Annotated in this window: 19 protein-coding genes and 4 tRNA genes; 9 read left to right on the top strand and 14 right to left on the bottom strand. The window is 67.4% G+C overall.

Annotated elements, in window-relative coordinates; translation table 11 throughout:
- Window positions 1-104: 104 nt before the first annotated feature.
- The 8 genes from nusG to NVS83_RS05740 form a co-directional block, all read right to left on the bottom strand.
- Window positions 105-635 (bottom strand): transcription termination/antitermination protein NusG, encoded by a 531-nt coding sequence (nusG, locus tag NVS83_RS05775; protein ID WP_258730407.1) that lies wholly within the window; start codon window positions 633-635, stop codon window positions 105-107.
- Between the two features lie 11 nt (window positions 636-646).
- On the bottom strand, window positions 647-844 hold the full coding sequence (secE, locus tag NVS83_RS05770; protein WP_258730408.1) for a preprotein translocase subunit SecE: 198 nt from the start codon (window positions 842-844) through the stop codon (window positions 647-649).
- A 176-nt stretch (window positions 845-1,020) separates the two neighbouring features.
- Window positions 1,021-1,097, bottom strand: a tRNA-Trp gene (locus NVS83_RS05765).
- A gap of 287 nt (window positions 1,098-1,384) precedes the next feature.
- Complete coding sequence (locus tag NVS83_RS05760; RefSeq protein WP_258738445.1) at window positions 1,385-1,669, bottom strand: Ada metal-binding domain-containing protein; 285 nt, start codon at window positions 1,667-1,669, stop codon at window positions 1,385-1,387.
- A gap of 79 nt (window positions 1,670-1,748) precedes the next feature.
- Window positions 1,749-2,051, bottom strand: coding sequence for a hypothetical protein (locus NVS83_RS05755; protein WP_258738444.1), 303 nt, complete (start codon window positions 2,049-2,051; stop codon window positions 1,749-1,751).
- A 229-nt stretch (window positions 2,052-2,280) separates the two neighbouring features.
- Complete coding sequence (tuf, locus tag NVS83_RS05750; protein ID WP_258730411.1) at window positions 2,281-3,471, bottom strand: elongation factor Tu; 1,191 nt, start codon at window positions 3,469-3,471, stop codon at window positions 2,281-2,283.
- 205 nt (window positions 3,472-3,676) lie between these two features.
- A tRNA-Gly gene (locus NVS83_RS05745) sits at window positions 3,677-3,750 on the bottom strand.
- Between the two features lie 27 nt (window positions 3,751-3,777).
- A tRNA-Tyr gene (locus NVS83_RS05740) sits at window positions 3,778-3,862 on the bottom strand.
- A gap of 237 nt (window positions 3,863-4,099) precedes the next feature.
- Here NVS83_RS05740 and NVS83_RS05735 point away from each other — a divergent pair.
- Both NVS83_RS05735 and NVS83_RS05730 read left to right on the top strand, forming a co-directional pair.
- Complete coding sequence (locus NVS83_RS05735) at window positions 4,100-4,942, top strand: TrmH family RNA methyltransferase (protein ID WP_258738443.1); 843 nt, start codon at window positions 4,100-4,102, stop codon at window positions 4,940-4,942.
- A gap of 323 nt (window positions 4,943-5,265) precedes the next feature.
- Window positions 5,266-6,939 carry an MFS transporter gene (locus NVS83_RS05730; protein WP_258738442.1) on the top strand — a complete coding sequence of 558 codons (1,674 nt, stop codon included), beginning with the start codon at window positions 5,266-5,268 and terminating at the stop codon, window positions 6,937-6,939.
- 107 nt (window positions 6,940-7,046) lie between these two features.
- Here NVS83_RS05730 and NVS83_RS05725 read toward each other — a convergent pair whose 3' ends face one another.
- From NVS83_RS05725 to NVS83_RS05715, 3 genes are all read right to left on the bottom strand, one after another.
- Window positions 7,047-7,388, bottom strand: a complete 342-nt coding sequence (locus tag NVS83_RS05725) for a RidA family protein (RefSeq protein ID WP_258738441.1) — start codon at window positions 7,386-7,388, stop codon at window positions 7,047-7,049.
- Between the two features lie 96 nt (window positions 7,389-7,484).
- Complete coding sequence (locus NVS83_RS05720; RefSeq protein ID WP_258738440.1) at window positions 7,485-8,111, bottom strand: OmpA family protein; 627 nt, start codon at window positions 8,109-8,111, stop codon at window positions 7,485-7,487.
- 35 nt (window positions 8,112-8,146) lie between these two features.
- On the bottom strand, window positions 8,147-8,569 hold the full coding sequence (locus NVS83_RS05715; protein WP_258738439.1) for a cysteine rich repeat-containing protein: 423 nt from the start codon (window positions 8,567-8,569) through the stop codon (window positions 8,147-8,149).
- Window positions 8,570-8,948: 379 nt separating this feature from the next.
- On the opposite strand from NVS83_RS05715, the gene NVS83_RS05710 reads away from it, so the two are divergent.
- Window positions 8,949-9,023: transfer RNA gene (locus NVS83_RS05710), tRNA-Thr, on the top strand.
- A gap of 19 nt (window positions 9,024-9,042) precedes the next feature.
- Here the strand turns inward: NVS83_RS05710 and NVS83_RS05705 are convergent.
- Window positions 9,043-9,288: a hypothetical protein gene (locus tag NVS83_RS05705; RefSeq protein WP_258738438.1), complete on the bottom strand. Its 246-nt coding sequence runs from the start codon at window positions 9,286-9,288 to the stop codon at window positions 9,043-9,045.
- A 189-nt stretch (window positions 9,289-9,477) separates the two neighbouring features.
- On the opposite strand from NVS83_RS05705, the gene NVS83_RS05700 reads away from it, so the two are divergent.
- The gene (locus tag NVS83_RS05700) at window positions 9,478-10,377 is read left to right on the top strand and encodes a hypothetical protein (RefSeq protein WP_258738437.1); all 900 of its coding nucleotides are present in this window, start codon (window positions 9,478-9,480) and stop codon (window positions 10,375-10,377) included.
- A 77-nt stretch (window positions 10,378-10,454) separates the two neighbouring features.
- On the opposite strand, the gene NVS83_RS05695 is transcribed toward NVS83_RS05700, so the two are convergent.
- Entirely contained in the window at window positions 10,455-11,144 is a 690-nt protein-coding gene (locus NVS83_RS05695) for a sulfite oxidase-like oxidoreductase (RefSeq protein WP_258738436.1), read from the bottom strand.
- 97 nt (window positions 11,145-11,241) lie between these two features.
- Window positions 11,242-11,973, bottom strand: a complete 732-nt coding sequence (locus NVS83_RS05690; protein ID WP_258738435.1) for a TerC family protein — start codon at window positions 11,971-11,973, stop codon at window positions 11,242-11,244.
- A gap of 443 nt (window positions 11,974-12,416) precedes the next feature.
- Here NVS83_RS05690 and NVS83_RS05685 point away from each other — a divergent pair, with 443 nt between their 5' ends.
- The 5 genes from NVS83_RS05685 (at window position 12,417) to NVS83_RS05665 (ending at window position 17,203) form a co-directional block, all read left to right on the top strand.
- A complete protein-coding gene (locus NVS83_RS05685) occupies window positions 12,417-13,544 on the top strand; it encodes an extracellular solute-binding protein (protein WP_258738434.1) in 1,128 nt (375 codons plus the stop codon).
- Between the two features lie 133 nt (window positions 13,545-13,677).
- Window positions 13,678-14,754, top strand: a complete 1,077-nt coding sequence (locus tag NVS83_RS05680) for an ABC transporter ATP-binding protein (RefSeq protein WP_258738490.1) — start codon at window positions 13,678-13,680, stop codon at window positions 14,752-14,754.
- On the top strand, window positions 14,747-15,784 hold the full coding sequence (locus NVS83_RS05675; protein ID WP_258738432.1) for an ABC transporter permease: 1,038 nt from the start codon (window positions 14,747-14,749) through the stop codon (window positions 15,782-15,784). The genes NVS83_RS05680 and NVS83_RS05675 overlap by 8 nt, the downstream gene beginning before the upstream one ends.
- Window positions 15,781-16,581 (top strand): ABC transporter permease, encoded by an 801-nt coding sequence (locus tag NVS83_RS05670; RefSeq protein WP_258738431.1) that lies wholly within the window; start codon window positions 15,781-15,783, stop codon window positions 16,579-16,581. Before NVS83_RS05675 ends, NVS83_RS05670 begins: the two co-directional genes overlap by 4 nt.
- 40 nt (window positions 16,582-16,621) lie before the next feature.
- Entirely contained in the window at window positions 16,622-17,203 is a 582-nt protein-coding gene (locus tag NVS83_RS05665) for an outer membrane beta-barrel protein (protein ID WP_258738430.1), read from the top strand.
- Window positions 17,204-17,287 lie beyond the last annotated feature (84 nt).

Here is a 17,287-nt window from a genome sequence, read left to right as displayed (position 1 = left end):
ACGCGCCGCGACGGCCCGATGCGATGGCCGCCCGACAAAACGAAAAAGGCGCGGACCCTGCCCGCGCCTTTCATGCCTGTATTCCGAAGCTTTCGCCCTGCCGGTCAGGTCTTCTCGACCTGGCCGTATTCCAGCTCCACCGGCGTGGCGCGGCCGAAGATCGACACCGCGACCTTGAGGCGCGAGCGGGCGTCGTCCACTTCCTCGACGATGCCGTTGAACGAGGCGAAGGGGCCATCCGCCACCTTGACCGTCTCGCCGACCTCGAAGGTGACGGAGGGCTTGGGCCGCTCGATGCCTTCCTGCACCTGCTGAAGGATGCGCATGGCCTCCTTCTCGGAGATCGGCATCGGCTTGTTGTCGGCGCCGAGGAAGCCCGTGACCTTCGGCGTGTTCTTGATGAGGTGGAAGGCCTCGTCGGTGAGGTCCATCTTCACCAGCACGTAGCCCGGGAAGAACTTGCGCTCGGCGTCGACCTTGCGGCCGCGGCGCACCTCGACGACCTTCTCGGTCGGGACCAGCACCTGCTCGAACAGGTCGGAAAGACCACGCTGGCCGGCCTGCTCCTTGATGGAGTCGGCGACCTTCTTCTCGAAGTTCGAATAGGCGTGGACGATGTACCAGCGCATCGGCATCGCGTGTCTCCTCAACGCCCGATCTGGAGGATCTGGCCGATCACGAAGCTCAGGATCTGATCCGCGACCAGGAAGAACAGCGAGGCCAGCACGACCATGACGAAAACCATGGCGGTGGTGATCAGCGTCTCGCGACGGGTCGGCCAGGTCACCTTGCGCGCTTCGGCGCGGACCTGCTGAAAGAACTCGACCGGGTTCGTCTTCGCCATGCTCGTCTCGAAATGCCTCTGTTGCGCGAAAGGATCACGCAGCTGCGGAAACCCGTGCGGCGGCCGGAAGGCTTTCGCATCCTCTTCCGTCCACGCGCACGAAGCGGGCGTATAGCCCGCCAAACCGCCTCGCGTCAAAGGACGTCTGCGTTTCGCCTGCCATCCTGCGGAATGGATGGCAGGAGTGGAGGGACTCGAACCCCCAACCCCCGGTTTTGGAGACCGGTGCTCTAACCAGTTGAGCTACACTCCTAGACCGGCGCCCCGAGGCGGGAGACGGACGCTCGCCGGCTTCGGACGACGATCGCGCCGCGACCCGCGAAAACCGGTCCGGCGCATCGGCCGCGTGTGTGTAGTGGTACGCGCGCCGCCTGTAAAGAGGACCCGCGCCGCGAACGCCAACTCGCCCCTCCCCGCCGCGCGCAACGCCCTCCATGCCCGCTTCGTGCCCTGCGCGCGGAGCGTCGAGGGCGCCCTCGATGCGGCCGGCGGCGGCGCTCGCGATTCGCTCTGGCAGCGGACGGCGCCGTAACCATCGGCTCAGCTCCGCGCCGCGCCCTTCTCCGCTTCGCGGGCATCGCGCCAGCGGCGATAGTCCTGCGGCAGGCAGACCGCGCAGGGCCGGAAGCCCGCGGCTATCGCCGTCGCCTCGTCGGCGAAGAAGACCCGGTGCGGCACATAGCCCCCGCGCGCGATCGCCCGCAGCGCCGCTGCGCAGTCGAGCCGGCCATACACCTTGGTCTGGCGATGGCCGCCATAGGTCCCCGGAACGGCGCTTTCATAGACGCGCCGGTCGGGCCCCAGCAGCTTGAACATCTTGCCCATCTCGACCCCCGCGTTTCCCCTGCGCGGCAGGATCGGACGAAATGGCGGGTTCGCAAAGCACCGCGTTTGCCGGCGCGACTCAGTCCGGGCCGGCGCCCTTCGCACCATTGGCCTCCTTGCCCAGCGCGCAGTCGCGATTGAGGCCGGTGCCGGGCGCGTTCTCGAAACGGCAGCGCGTGGTCGGCGGCGTGCCGCAGACGCGGGTCAGGTTCTTGAAGCCGACGCATCGCCCGTCCGGGCCGCGATAGCCCGGCCCGCCCCGGCAGCCGCATCCCTTGCAGGGCGGCCGTTCGGGACATCCCGCGCCGGCGGCGGGTATCGGCATCATCAGCGCGAGACAGGCGAGGCACAGGCCGATCGGGCGAAGCACGTCACGAAGCATGACCGCCAGCGTCGCCTCAAACCGGCGCGCGCTCAAGCGCAAAAACAACTATTGCGTGTATTTCGCCGTCTGCACGCGAACGTACAGCTTCACGCCATTCGCCACGCCGGAGTGGCCGCGCAAAGAAAAAGGGAGCGCAGAGCGCTCCCTTCCGATTTTCTCGACGAGGACCCGGCCTGCCCGCCCGCGGGCGGCGCCGGAAGGGACGCGGCTCGCGCGCCCCTCTCGATCACTCGATGATGGCGGCGACGACGCCGGCACCGACGGTGCGGCCGCCCTCGCGGATGGCGAAGCGCAGCTTCTCTTCCATCGCGATCGGAACGATCAGATGGACGTCGACCGAGATGTTGTCGCCCGGCATCACCATCTCGGTGCCCTCGGGAAGCGTCACCACGCCCGTCACGTCCGTCGTGCGGAAGTAGAACTGCGGACGGTAGTTGGTGAAGAACGGCGTGTGGCGCCCGCCCTCTTCCTTGGTCAGGATGTACGCCTCGGCCTTGAACTTGGTGTGCGGCTTCACCGAACCCGGCTTGCACACGACCTGGCCGCGCTCAACGTCCTCACGCTTGGTGCCGCGCAGAAGAACGCCGATGTTGTCGCCCGCCTGCCCCTGGTCCAGAAGCTTGCGGAACATCTCGACGCCCGTCACCGTGGTCTTGGTGGTCGGGCGGATGCCGACGATCTCGACTTCCTCGCCCACCTTCACGATGCCGCGCTCAACGCGACCCGTCACCACCGTGCCGCGACCCGAGATCGAGAACACGTCCTCGATCGGCATCAGGAACGGCTGGTCCACCGGACGCTCCGGCTGCGGGATGTAGGCGTCGACCGCCTCCATCAGCTTCAGCACCGCCTTGGCGCCAAGCTCCGGATCCCCGTTCTCAAGCGCCACCAGCGCCGAGCCGCGGATGATCGGGATGTCGTCGCCCGGGAAGTCGTACTTCGACAGAAGCTCGCGAACCTCGAGCTCGACCAGCTCGAGGAGCTCCTCGTCGTCGACCATGTCGCACTTGTTCAGGAACACCACCAGCGCCGGAACGCCGACCTGGCGCGCCAGCAGGATGTGCTCGCGCGTCTGCGGCATCGGGCCGTCCGCCGCCGACACCACCAGGATCGCGCCGTCCATCTGCGCCGCGCCCGTGATCATGTTCTTCACGTAGTCCGCGTGGCCGGGGCAGTCCACATGCGCGTAGTGACGGTTCGACGTCTCGTACTCGACGTGCGCCGTCGAGATCGTGATCCCGCGCGCCTTCTCTTCCGGCGCCTTGTCGATCTGGTCGTACGCCGTGAACGTCGCGCCGCCCGTCTCCGCAAGAACCTTCGTGATCGCCGCCGTCAGCGACGTCTTGCCATGGTCAACATGGCCAATCGTCCCAATGTTGCAGTGGGGCTTCGAACGGTTGAACTTCTCTTTGGCCATAACTCTCTTCCCTCAGCGACGTCCGGGGGCCGGAAAAATCGCGGCGTGGGATAGGCGGTTTCCGCCCGATCCGCAAGACCTGCGTGACAACAAGCGCAGGCGCAACAATGCGCGGCGCGCGGTGAAGCGCGTCCCACAGCACGGCAGCGACGACAGCCGCATGACAGTCGGAGGGCGCGGATCAGCCCCCAGGACGCGGCAGAACTGGAGCGGGTGAAGGGAATCGAACCCTCGTCATCAGCTTGGAAGGCTGTTGCTCTACCATTGAGCTACACCCGCGCAGGCGACCGACGGGGGCCGCAGACGTGGTGGGGGAGGTAGGACTCGAACCTACGAAGGCATAGCCAGCGGATTTACAGTCCGCCCCCTTTGCCGCTCGGGACACTCCCCCAAGTCACTTCGAGAAGTCACTTGAACACGTCGACTGGTCGCAACCGGGCCACGAGGGGAACCGGCTGGACCGCGCGGGAGGCGCAAGGCGATCTCCCGTGCGGCCGGCTTTATGGTGAGGTGCCCCTGCCCTGTCAACCCCGCTACCCGGCACTGTCCCCGGTGACGGCGCGGCTTGGTGCCGGCCGGAGCGCAGGCGCAAATTGCCAAGCGCCCCGGGCCGTGACAGAAGCGCGCCATGATCGATCGTCCGCGCCATCCTCCGCACCGGCCCCAACGTCCGCCCTCGCCGCGCCCCGGCGGGGCCGGCGGGCGCCATGGCGAACGCGAGCGCCCGGCCGGGCGGCCCTTCGGCGAGTGGCCGGACGACGTCGCCATCCTTTATGGCTGGCACAGCGTCAGCGAGGCGCTGCGCAATCCGCACCGGCGCTTCCGCAAGCTGATGGCGACGGAAAACGCGCTCAAGCGGCTCAATGACGAATCGGTCCCGCTGTCCGTCGAGCCCGAGGTCGTCCGCCCCGGCGCCATCGACCGGCTGCTCGACCGCGACGCGGTGCATCAGGGCCTGTTCGCCGAATGCGACCCCCTGCCCGCGCTCAGCCTCAAGGAAGCGGCGCAGAACGATCTCCTGCTGGTGCTCGACCAGATCACCGACCCGCACAATGTCGGCGCCATCGTGCGCTCGGCCGCGGCGCTGAAGGTCGGCGCCATCATCACCACCGCCCGCCACAGCCCCGCCGCCACCGGCGTGCTGGCGAAGAGCGCCAGCGGCGGGCTCGAACACGTGCCGTTCTGCTTCGTCGGCAACCTCGCCCGGGCGCTGGAGGAGCTGAAGGTGCAGGGCGTTCAGGTGGTCGGGCTGGACAGCGAGGGCGCGGCCGACCTCACCGACACCGCGCTGCGCGCCCCGCTGGCGCTGGTGCTGGGGGCCGAGGGCAAGGGGCTGCGCCAGCTCACGCGCCAGACCTGCGACGTGCTGGCGCGGATCGACCTTCCCGGCGCCATCGTCAGCCTCAACGTCTCGAACGCCGCGGTGCTGGCGCTTCACATCGCCCACCGCGCCATCGACCGCGCGCGCTGAGAGCGCCGGCTCCCCGCCCGGCACGGGTGGCGGAACGGGTTACGACCAATTGCCAATCGTCAAGCTGAAGCGTTTTCGTCAAGCTTTCCTCTAAGGCAGCGACGGAATCGAAGAATTGCGCGCGCCTGTCGTCCGGAGAAGGGCGCTGGTAGAGCGGGCCGTCTCCGGGAGGAAACAGCCCGAGCGTAAGGTGTTCCCCCAGGAACTCCCAAACTCGACCAAGACCAACAGCCGAACTCCCCGGCGGAGCTCGTCGGGAAACGTGCGTCCTGCGACGCGCGGCTGGACTTCTGCGCGACATAACTTTGGGGAAGGGAACGATCATGAGCGTCTCAACGGCGGCTCCTGCCGCGAAGCCGGGACGGATGACCGGGGAAGAGAGGAAGGTGATCATCGCCTCCTCCGCCGGCACCGTCTTCGAATGGTACGACTTCTATCTGGCCGGCTCGCTGGCGGCCAACATCGCCGCCACCTTCGTACCGGGCACCAACGACACGGCGAAGTTCATCTTCGTGCTGTTCGGATTTGCCGCCGGCTTTGCGGTACGCCCCTTCGGCGCCCTGGTGTTCGGACGCCTCGGCGACCTCATCGGCCGCAAATACACCTTCCTCGTGACCATGACGCTCATGGGCATCTCCACCTTCCTGGTCGGACTGCTGCCGAGCTACGCGGCGATCGGTTATGCCGCTCCGGTCATCTTCATCATCTGCCGCCTGCTGCAGGGCCTCGCGCTCGGCGGCGAGTACGGCGGCGCGGCGACCTATGTGGCCGAGCACGCCCCGCACGGCCGGCGCGGCTTCTACACCTCGTGGATCCAGACCACGGCGACGGTCGGCCTGTTCCTCTCGCTGCTGGTCATCCTGACGCTGCGCCTGTCCATGTCGCCGGAGAACTTCGCCGCGTGGGGCTGGCGCGTTCCGTTCCTGCTGTCGATCATCCTGCTCGGCTTCTCGATCTGGATCCGCCTGCAGCTCAACGAATCGCCGGCGTTCCAGAAGATGAAGGCCGAGGGCCTGCGCTCCAAGGCGCCGCTCACCGAAGCCTTCGGCCGCTGGTCGAACGCCAAGATCGCGCTGATCGCGCTGCTCGGCGGCACTGCCGGCCAAGCGGTGGTCTGGTACACGGGCCAGTTCTACGCCCTGTTCTTCCTGACCCAGACTCTGAAGGTCGACGGCACGACGGCGAACCTGCTCATTGCCTTCAGCCTGCTCATCGGCACGCCGTTCTTCATCTTCTTCGGCTGGCTGTCGGACAAGATGGGCCGCAAGCCGATCCTCATCGCGGGCTGCCTGATCGCAGCGGCGACCTACTTCCCGCTGTTCGAGAACATTGCCCGCATCGCCAACCCGCAGCTCATTGCCGCGACAGAGAACGTGAAGATCGACATCACAGCCGATCCCGCGAGCTGCGGCACGCTGTTCGACCCCGTGGGCGTGCGCCAGTTCACCCGGCCCTGCGACGTGTTCCGCCGCACGCTGGCGACCAATTCGATGCACTATGAGCTGATGCCCGGCGCACCCGGCTCGGGCGTCACCGCCACCGTCAACGGCACCGAGGTGACCATTCCGGAGACCGACAAGACCGGCGCCTCGATCGTCGCGGCGGCACAGGCGGCGGGCTATCCGGCGGCGGGCGACGCCTCGATCCTGAAGGCGCCGAGCATCGGCGGCGTGCTGTCGGATCCGCGGGCGCTGTCGATCATCGGACTGCTCTTCATCCTCGTCCTCTACGTGACGATGGTGTACGGCCCGATCGCCGCGCTGCTGGTCGAACTGTTCCCGACCCGCATCCGCTACACCGGCATGTCGCTGCCCTACCACATCGGCAATGGCTGGTTCGGCGGCTTCCTGCCGCCCACCGCCTTCGCCATCGTGGCGGCCTCGGGCAACATCTTCTCCGGCCTGTGGTACCCGATCGTGATCGCCCTCATGACGGTGGTCATCGGCCTGCTATTCCTGCCGGAGACCAAGAACCGCGACCTCGAGAACTGGCACTGAGCCTTACGGCCCGCCGTCTTCCGCGGCGGGCCGGTTCCAGCAAAACAAAACGGCCCCGTCCTGCGACGGGGCCGTTCTTTTTGTCCGGAGCGGACGGGCGGACGCGGTCAGATCGCGGCGGTGACGACGATCTCGACCTTGTAGTCCGGCGTCGCCAGCGCCGCCTCGACGGTCGCGCGGGCCGGCGTGTTGCCGGGCGAGACCCAGCCTTCCCACGCTGCGTTCATCTCCGCGAAGGTCGCCATGTCGGCGAGGTAGATCGTGGTGGAGAGAAGCTTCGACTTGTCGGTGCCGGCGGCCGTCAGCAGCGCGTCGATCTGCGCCAGCACGGCCTTGGTCTGCGCGCCCACGCCGTCGCCGGCGGCGACCTGCCCGGCCAGATACACGGTCGAGCCGTGCACCACGGCCTGGCTCATGCGCGGGCCGGATTCGATTCGCTTGATGCTCATTGCGAAAAACCCTCTTCGTCAAAGGAAAGGCCGGCCGGCGCATGCGCACCGGCCGGCCCGTGGATACGGCAAGCGGCGACGATGTCGCCCCTCACCTCATTGCGGGTTGGTCGTGCCCTTCGGCATCGGCGCGACGGTGCCGATGTTGTAGATCTGCACGCGCCGATTGATCGGATCATCCGGCTTGGAGGGCACCTGCAGCGCCTCCTGGCCAAGGCCGAGCGCCTGCAGGCGGTCCGGCGAGACGCGGTAGAGCGTGATCAGCGCCTGCACGATGGCGTCCGCGCGCTTCTGGCTGAGCTCCAGATTGTACTTGCGGGTGCCGGTCGCGTCGGTGTTGCCGACCACGACGAACTTGTAGTTCCACAGGATCGGGTGGTGCATCGCGTCGGCAATCGAGCCGAGCGTCTCGTAGGATTCCGGACGGATGACCGCGGAGTTCAGCGCGAACTGGATCTGCACCGTGATCTGCGCCAGCTTGTCGAGCTTCTTGGCGATCTCGGACTTGTTGAGCGAGAGTGGCTGGTTCGCCGCCACGGCATCCTGCGCCATCTTGCGCAGCAGCTCGACGGTCAGGCTGGGATCGTCATTGGTGACGCTCGACAGCCCCTTCATGATCTGCGCGGCGCTGTCGTCGGTCTGGGCGCTGGCGCTGGTGGCGAGCGGCGCGGCGAGCACCGCGGCGAGGGCGAGTCCCCCGAGAATGCGGGTAAAGCGGGTCATGATCAGTCTCTTTCCCCTGGACGTTGCCGTGGCCGTCAATTCGCCCAACCGGCGTTGAGCAGCGTTTCCTTACACACGGGCCGCACGACCTTGGACGAGGCGAGCAGGCAGTCGAGCAGGTTGGCATCGCCCGGCTGGACGCCGGAGCAGAACTGCTGCGCACTGGCGGCGCAGGCCTTCCACGCGCCCTCCTGGGCGGCGACGCGCTTGGCGATCGAGGCCTGCACGGCCGCGAAGTCGGTGAAGCACTGCGGCGGCACCTTGTCCTTGTTGTCCTGCAGGCACTTCTGCACGTCGCCGGTGCCGATGTTGAACTTCGAGCAGTAGCGCTCGATCGAGGGACCGCAGCTCTTGGCGATGAGCGCGCCCGCCTGGGCGTAGCTCATGGTCTGTGCCGATGCCGGGGCCGCAAGGCCAGCCAGCATGAGGGCACCGAGCGCTAGGATCTTTCCCTTCATTTCCCGCCTCCCGAGAAGGTTGGTCGTCTCCGGCGGCGACTCCGCCGGGGAGGGAAGACGCATCGCTCCTGTCGGCACCCCTTCCCGCTGACTCGTCTCGCAGATGCCGGGCCTCGGCGCAATCGCTTAATCCACCATTCTACCGGCACGGTGGGCCGGCCCCGCCGGGCCGGACGAGGCGCGCGGCGAGCGGCGGGCGGATGGCAGGAATGGCGCTGCGCGGCGGTCCGTAACCCCGAAAATGCCGACATGGCGGAGCGGCGGCGCGGTGCCGTGCGCCGTTCCGGCGCTTGACCCATGGGCGCAGTTGGGGGAAGACGGCCGTGTCGAGGCGGGCCGCTGGCGTGGGCCGGCCGAGTTCGGCATCCTGCCGCCAAATGCCGGTTTAGCTCAGCGGTAGAGCAGCGGTTTTGTAAACCGAAGGTCGGGGGTTCGATCCCCTCAACCGGCACCAGCATCGCCTGCGATTCGCCTCAGCCGTCATTGCCGAAGGGCGGGGGATGGTCGCGCACGGCCGGCGGCGGACCCAGCGTGGTGATGGCCGGTGCCGGCGCGGGGCCCTCAACGAGGTGCTCGCGCGCGAGGCCGGCGAGCCAGAGCGTCAGCCCGATCAGCGCCGCGATACCGACCCACGCGCCCGGATCGGACCTGCGACGGGCACGCGCCATCGCGGCGGCGATGAAGAGAGACCCGAGCAGAACAACGATCCACGGAGCCATGGCGTTTGCCCGATCGTTTGCGCTCCAAGGCGCGGGCCTTCGTGCGCGAAGCGCGCATCGCGCCCCCTTGTTCCGGCCCGTGACGCGCCCGTGACCCGCGACATCAAGACTCAGCGTCATTTCTTTCGCGTAAGGCACTGAGATTCCCACGAATCAGCTATATTGATTCAAATTTCCGGGGGATTGGACATGCAAGCTAAGTGGCGTGCGCCTGCGTGCTATGTCGGTGTTGCCGTCATATGTGCCTTGTATCTCTCCATCGTGCCGGGTGTCCGGATCACGGATGTCTGCGCCGGCGCGGGGATCGGTGCCGCAGTGATGTGGGCCATCAACGAGTGGGAGACCGGCAAGTGGAACGTGCCGGTGACCACGCAGACCATGGCGCTCGCCGCGCAGGCGGTCGCAATTCCGGTCGCGCAGGCGGCGGTTCCCGCCGGGGCTGTCGCTGCCGTGCCGGCAGCCGCACCTCAGGCGGCTCCGCCGCAGCCGGGGGCGGACGAAGCCGCCGCAGCCGCGCACGATCCTGAGCCGCGTCAGCGTGTCGACTCGGGCGTCGCCACAGCGGAAACGCTTGAAAAATGGGACATCGACGAGAACGAGCCGAGCTGGGATCCTTCGGCGCTTGCCGAGACCTGGGCCAAGCTGCGCCGCGAACTCTCGAGCGCCGGCCCCAAGCGTGCCACCGCCGTCGCGGCCGATCTTCCCCGCACCGCCCAGCTCGCCAAGGGGCCGGTCGGCGGGGTTCCCAAATCCGGCCCGGCGCCCAAGTCCGGCTCCGTACCGAAGTCCGGCACGGCCGGTACCACGCGCCACCACAATGCGCCGCCCGCCAAGCCGATGACGGCCAAAGCCGCAGCCGCGAAGCCGGTGACCGCCATGGCCTCGGCCATGCCGACCCTGTCCTCCCGGCTGGCGGCGAACTCCTACGCGCCCGCCCCGGTCAAGGCGTCCTACGTTCCGGGCGGTTCCTTTAGCGGCTACGGCTCGACCCCGACACCGCCCGCCGGCACGCTGCGCAAGGCGGCGGGCGCGGGCGAGCCAACCAGCGCGCCCGCCTTCCTGCGGCCCGGCACCAGCCGGCCGCGTTGAGGCCGACCACCCTTAAAGCAGAACGGCCGGGCTGAGCCCGGCCGTTTCGATTCAGAGAGCCGTCGATGGAACGGCGCTCACTCGTCGTCCGAGTAGCGCTCCTCCTTCCAGGGATCGGCGTGGTTGTGATAACCGCGCTCCTCCCAGAAGCCGCGCTGGTCGCTGGTGCGGAACTCGATCTTCTTCAGCCACTTCGCGCTCTTCCAGAAATAGAGATGCGGCACCATCAGCCGCACCGGCCCGCCATGCTCGAGGGTCAGCGGCTGCCCCTCCCAGCTATGGACCAGCAGCGCGTCCTCGGCGGCGAAATCCTCCAGCGGGAGATTGGTGGTGTAGCCGTCATAGGAGTGGAGCATGACGTGGCTCGCCTCCGCACGCGGCATGACGAGGTCGAGCAGGTCGCGGGTCGAAAGCCCCTCCCACCGGTTGTCGTAGCGCGACCAGGTGGTGACGCAGTGAATGTCCGTCACCTCGCTCGTCTGCTTCTGCGCGCGGAAGGTCGGCCAGTCCCAGGAGACCGGGGTCTCCACCGCCCCCGTCACGTCGAGCCGCCACGTCTCCAGCGGGATGCGCGGCTGCAGGCCGAGATCGAGCACCGGCCAGTCGCGCACCAGATGCTGGCCGGGCGGCAGGCGCTCGTTCTCCGGCCGCGTCACGCGCCCGGTGAGGAACTTGCCCTCGCGGGCCCAGCGCCGCTTGGTGGTGGTGAGCTTGCTATCCGCCGGCAGCGCGTCGTCGCCGCGCGCCGCCTCGTATTCCTCGGCCATGCCCGGAGCTCCTGCGATTGGTTGCTCCATCATAGCATCGTCCGGCGGCGCGTCCTTTCAAGGGGGCACGCCGCCGGAGCATCTGTCCGCCGCCGCCTCAGGCCGCGTGGCGGCGACGCTGGATCATGTTCAGCATCTCGACGCCGGCGGAGAACGCCATCGCCGTGTAGATGTAGCCCTTCGAGACGTGGGCGCCGAAACCCTCGGCGATAAGCGTAGTGCCGATCAGCAGAAGGAAGCCGAGCGCCAGCATCACGATGGAGGGATTGCGGTTGATGAAGTTCGCCAGCGGGCCCGCCGCGAACAGCATGGTGAGCACCGCCACGATGACCGCGATCACCATGATCGGGATGTGATCGGTCATGCCGACCGCGGTGATGATGCTGTCGACCGAGAACACGAGGTCCAGGATCAGAATCTGCACGATCGCCGCACCGAAGCCCATGGAAAGCGATCCTCCCTCCATGGCGTCCTGCTCGTCCGGCGGCGCCATGGCGTGATGGATCTCCTTGGTCGCCTTCCACACCAGGAACAGTCCGCCGCCGATCAGGATCATGTCCCGCCAGGAGAACGGCTGGTCGAACAGGGTGAACACCGGCTCCGTGAGCTGGACGATGATCGCCACCGTGCTGAGCAGGCCGAGCCGCATGATGAGCGCCAGCCCGATGCCGATCCGGCGCGCGCGCGGGCGGATGTCAGGGGGCAGCTTGTTGGTCAGGATCGAGATGAACAGCAGGTTGTCGATGCCGAGCACGACTTCCATCGCGATCAGCGTCACCAGCGCCGCCCAGGCCGCCGGGCTGACGGCAAGTTCGATCAGATAATCCACCGGATCACTCCCCCCAGGTCGAGACGTAGTCCCGCGACGCGCGACGCTGCGCGGGCACGGGATCACGGTACAGGAAACAACGCTTCATGAGCGGACACGACTACAGCCGGCGCGACATCGGAAAAGCGATCCGACATCACGCGAACGCCGGCTCGGCTCGCGTCAGAGGGGCCCGGATCAACGGGTAGGCGGAATTTAGGCCACCCCTGCCGCAACGCCAGCGAAACCGGACATGACAGATTGTCGCACCCCTATCCACGCACCCCTTGCCGCCACCTGCGGCAACGTTGAACGGAATCGACACCCGTCTTGTCTTCATCCGACAGCACCCCTTGCCCCTACGCGCGGCGCTTTGTGGGCCCGAAAGCTCGTGTCATCGTCCGTTCATCGCGCCTCACTAGAGCGGACGCGGTTCCGCCCCCCGGGGGCTAAGGGAGGTTCAAATGTCTCGTTTTTCCCGTCGCGACCTGATGAAGGCCAGTGCCTTCGCCCTCGCCGCCCCGGTGGTGCTGCGCGCGCATGACGCGCTCGCCACCTCCGGCTCGGTCGACGTCTATGCGTGGGGTGACTATTTCGACAAGAACACCGTGCTGGCCGACTTCACCAATGCCACCGGCGTCAAGGTGAACCTGTCGACCTACGGCTCGAACGAAGAAGCCGAGAACAAGCTGCGCGCCGCCGGCGGCAAGGGCTTCGACCTGCTCTTCCCCTCGGTCGACACCGGCCCGAACTACTACAAGGACAACCTGCTGCAGCCGATCGACGAGAAGAAGTTCAAGGTCGACCAGGTCATCCCCTCGATCTACCGCAACTCGCTCACGCTCGGCGCCGCCTATCGTGGCAAGCGCTACTTGGTGCCCTTCGACTGGGGCACGGAGGGCGTGACCTGGGATTCGACCAAGTTCCCCGGCAAGAAGTCCGGCGAAATCTCCTATGGCGACATGTGGATGCCGGCGAACCCGAAGCAGACCGCCATCCGCCAGAAGTCGGTGTTCAACGGCGTCGCCCTCTATCTCGACGCCAACGGCACGCTGCCCTCCAACCGCGGCCTCGACCTGTACAAGTCCGAGGCTGACTCCCGCCGCGTCTTCGAGGGCTGCCTGAAGTTCATCGTCGAGCACAAGGGCGAGATCGGCGCGTTCTGGAACAACGCCACCGAGGCGACCGCGGCCTTCACCGACGCGGGCTGCACCATCGGCCAGACCTGGGACACCACCGGTATCCTGCTCCACCGCAACGTCGACAAGAAGTGGAGCTACGGCATGCCGAAGGAAGGCGGCCTCGCCTGGACCGACACGCTGGCCATGCCGGCCGGCGCGGCCAATGTCGAGCAGGCTTACGCGCTGGCGAACTTCCTCTACCAGCCGGAGATCGGCGCCAAGTTCTCCAACACCACCGGCTACAATTCCTGCGCCAAGGGCTCCTCGGAGTTCCTCTCCGACGAGGCGCGTTCCGCCTTCGAGGCCGCCTATCCGGGCGACACCATCGACAACCTGTTCTGGTGGCCGATGCAGACGGACTTCTACGCCAAGCTGCGCGGCGAGTACGTCGAGAAGCTGACCAACGCCTGACCGGCGTTCCCTCCAGCCAACGTCATCCCCGGGCGGGTCCCGGGGATCCACGCCAGCTCGGATGGCCCCCGACGACGTGGAAGGCCGGGACATGCCCGGCCTTGGCGGCGAACACGGCGCCGATGGCGATCCCATGCGCGGCAAGGACGTACGTCTCGACAAGGTGTCGATCCGCTTCGGCGAGGCGACAGCGGTTCATCCCACCGACCTGTCCATCCATGCGGGCGAGTTCTTCTCCATCCTCGGGCCGTCCGGCTGCGGCAAGACCACGATCCTGCGCACCATTTCCGGCTTCATCCACCCCACCGAGGGCCGGGTGCTGATCGGCGGCGAGGACATGGCGGGCAAGGAGCCCAATGAGCGCCCCACCGCGCTGATCTTCCAGAACCTCGCGCTCTTTCCCTTGATGAGCGTCGCCGAGAACGTCGCCTTCGGGCTCGAGGCGCGTGGCATCGGCAAGGCCGAGCGGCTGAAGCGCGCGCAGGAGCTTCTGGAGCTGGTGGCGCTGGGCGGCTTCGGCGACAAGAAGCCCGCGGACCTGTCCGGCGGCCAGCGCCAGCGCGTGGCGATCGCCCGCGCGCTGGCGGTCGAGCCCTCCGTGCTGCTGCTCGACGAACCGCTCTCCGCGCTCGACCTCAAGCTGCGCCAGCACATGCGCACCGAACTGCGCACGATCCAGCGGCGGGTCGGCATCACTTTCATCTACATCACCCACGACCAGGGCGAGGCGCTCGCCATGTCCGACCGCGTGGCGGTGATGAGCCGCGGCCGGCTGGAGCAGGTCGCGGAGGCCGACATGCTCTACGCCGATCCCGCCACGCCCTTCGTCGCCACCTTCGTCGGCGAGCAGAACGTGCTGCGCGGCCGGGTCGCGACGCTCGCCGGCGGCGAGGCCGGCGTCGACACGCCAGTCGGCCGGCTGCAGGGCCGGACCAGCGGCACGCTTTCGGTCGGCGACGAGGCGCTGGTCATGGTGCGGCCCGAGCGCATCGCGCTCGCCGGCACCGGCGAGAACAGCTTCCCCGCCCGCCTCGTCTCGCGCAGCCTCGAAGGGCCCTCGGTCAATCTCGACTGCGCCGCCGCCGACCAGCAGTTCATGGTGACGCTGCCCAACGGCCCGGCGATCCGCGAGCTGCCCGAAGAGCTCTCGCTCTCCTTCGGCCGGCAGGACGCGCTGGTGTTCCCGGTGGGAGCGCTCGCCAATGGGTAGCCTCGCCCGCGCCTACGGCAAGCCGCTCGCGACGCTGATCGCGCTCATCACAATCGTCTGGATCTTCGCGCTGATCCTCGTGCCGCTCGGCGCGATGGTCCAGCAGTCGCTGTGGTGGCGCGACGCTAAGGGCAGCGTCTCGCTGACGATCGACCGGCTCTACAACGACATCGCGGTGCTGGAGCTCGACCAGGGCAACGCCACCGACCCGGCCAAGAAGGCGGCGATCGAGGCCCAGCTCGCGGCCAAGCAGGCCGAGGTGACCGAGCTCGAGGCGCAGGAGAAGAATCCACCCAAGACCTACGGCTTCGCCAACTTCACCCGCATGAGCTCGCTGCACTTCTACATCTTCGTGCGCACCATCATCTACGCGCTGATGGTGACGCTGCTGGCGCTCGTCGTGTGCTACCCGGTGGCCTATGTGGTGGCGCTGGCCTCGGGGCCGCGCAAGGCGATCATCCTGATGGTCTGCCTGATCGTACCCTACGCCATCAACGAGCTGCTGCGGGTCTATGCCTGGCTGATGATCCTCGACTATCGCGGGGTCATCAACGGCATCCTCGGCTGGCTCGGCATCGTCGACCTCGACAATCGCGGCTGGATCCCGTTCCTCGAGAACCCCTCCGCCGTTTTCCTGGCGATGATCTACACCTACGTGCTGTTCATGGTGTTCCCGATGGTGAACACGCTGGAGACGCTCGACCGCAACCAGATCGAGGCGGCGCGCGACCTCGGCGCCTCGACCGTGCGCATCCACCGCCGGGTCATCATCCCGCACGCCAAGCCGGGCATCGCGGTCGGCTGCATCATGACCTTCATGCTCTCGGCCGGTTCCTATTCGGTGCCCTCGATCATGACCCGCGGCCAGGGCGGGGACTGGTTCAGCCAGCTCGTCTACCGGCAGTTCTACGAGAGCAACAACTGGAACATGGGCTCGGCCTATGCGGTGTCGCTGCTGGTCGTGTGCACGATCTTCATCCTGATCATGATGCGCCTGTTCGGCGTCGGACTGAGGGACATCGCGAAATGAGCGCCTCCGCCGCCGACAGCCGGTCCGCCCAGCTCGTGCTCAACATCTATGTCGGGCTGTTCGTGCTCTATCTCTTCCTGCCGCTGGCGGTGATGTCGGCGGCGGCGTTCAACTCCTACGGCTACCCCTCGGTCACCCAGTGGCGCGGCTTCACGCTGGAATGGTTCGTCGCCCTCGCCCATGACCAGCGCCTGCTGCAGGGGCTGGTCAACTCGGTGCTGGTGGCGCTGGGCGTGATCGTGGTGTCGATCCCCGCCGGCCTGTCGGGCGCGCTCATCCTCACCCGGCTCGGCCAGCGCTCCGGCACGATGCTCTATTCGGTACTGGTCTCGCCGGTGCTGACGCCGGGCATCATCCTCGGCATTTCCAGCCTGATCTTCTGGCGCCAGTTCGGCGTCGCCGGCGGCCTGTTCGTCGCGGTGATGGCGCAGTCGAGCTTCATCGCCTCCTACGCCATGCTGCTGTTCCTCGCCCGGCTGCAACGCCAGGACCGCACGCTGGAGGAGGCCGCGCTCGACCTCGGCGCCAGCCATACCATGGTGTTCCGGCGCATCACCCTGCCCTTCCTCGCGCCGACCTGCTTCACCGCCGCGGTCGTCGCTTTCCTGCAATCGTTCGAGAACTACAACACGACCGTCTTCGCCATCGGCGGCGAGTGGACGCTGGTGACCGAGATCGCCTCGCGCATGCGCTTCGGGCTGTCGCCCGTCATCAATGTCGTGGGGGTGATCTTCGTCGTGGTGACGCTGCTGGCCGCGACGAGCTATGTGGTGTTGAGGGGCAAGCCGAAGCGCTGACGGCGCGGCGCGCCCTGTCAGCTTCGAGGGGCGTTCCAACATGAAGTCTGCCTATGCCGCCGCGGTCGTGGCCGTTCTGTTCGCGGGACCGGCTCTCGCCGCGGAGAACGAGATCGGCGTGTCGATCACGACCCAGCGCGAGCCGAACGACTTCAACGCCAGCAAGGCGACGGTGACCGGCGTCAGCTACGGGCACACCTTCGACAACAACGTCGTCGCCGCGCTCTCGGGCAAATATTACGACATCTCCGGCACCGATGCCTGGGACCTGAAATCCGAGGCCGGGCTCGGCTACAAGTTCGCGCTGTCGGAGGCGTTCTCGGTCACCGCCATGGCCGCGCTCGGCAGCAACGTGCAGAGCGCGGGGCCGGATTTTCCCTATTACTCGCTGACGGCCTCCGCGGACTGGAAGGTCACGCCGGTCGTCACATGGTCGATCGTCAACCTGCGCTACCGCAACGCCTTCGACACGGCCTATGATTTCGACACGCCGGCGGTCGGCACTTCGCTCGGCTTCCGGATCGACAAGGCCAACTCGGTCTCGGTCGGCTTCACCCGCGAATGGGCCAACGGCAAGGTGTCCGACAACGAGATCGGGCTCGGCTACAAATATCACTTCTAGTCAGCCTCTCACCCGAACGTGAAGCGCGGTGCCGTGACCGGCTGACGTAGCGCCACTAGCCTGCGCCGGCCTGCCCCCTCGGGC

The organism is Ancylobacter mangrovi, assembly GCF_024752335.1.
Lineage (GTDB): Bacteria > Pseudomonadota > Alphaproteobacteria > Rhizobiales > Xanthobacteraceae > Ancylobacter > Ancylobacter mangrovi.
Note: the sequence above shows the minus strand (reverse complement) of the source record. Positions and strands in the feature narration are given on the sequence as shown.